General features: G+C 50.6%; 2 protein-coding genes. Both read left to right on the top strand.

Features of this window, described 5'->3' with window-relative positions; genetic code table 11:
• On the top strand, positions 1–217 hold a 217-nt coding region (locus SB775_RS27645; RefSeq protein ID WP_410864335.1), incomplete at its 5' end, for a hypothetical protein.
• On the top strand, positions 168–399 hold a 232-nt coding region (locus SB775_RS27640), incomplete at its 3' end, for a hypothetical protein (protein ID WP_410864334.1). The genes SB775_RS27645 and SB775_RS27640, both read left to right, overlap by 50 nt.

Below are 399 nucleotides of genomic sequence, written 5' to 3'. Positions count from 1 at the left end.
AGACCTTTACGTATTTGGACGTCGCATTGACGCATTCCAAGCGCTGGCTCGGGGAGCAGGCGGAACCGGCAGGCGTGCTGTATTTCCATATGCACAATCCGATGCTCAAGATGACAAAGCTGCTAACTGCAGAAGAATTGGAAGAGGAACTGGCGAAGTCGTTCAAGATGAACGGCCTGGTGGTGGAAGACCCGGAAGTCATCCAGGCAATGGATGACCAGATCGATGGCTACTCGAACGTCATCCCAGTCCGTTTGAATAAAAACGGGTCGGTCTCAAAAGGCTCTTCAAAAACGGTTGAAAAAGACGATATGGAAACCATCCGTGAATTTGTGCGCAAAAAACATCAAGGCGCGGGCAATGGCATTCTGGATGGCAATACAGACGTGTCCCCTTACC

It is taken from the genome of Peribacillus sp. SIMBA_075 (genome assembly GCF_046534585.1).
The sequence above is the reverse complement of the archived record's forward strand: the minus strand, read 5'-3'. Positions and strand labels throughout refer to the sequence as shown.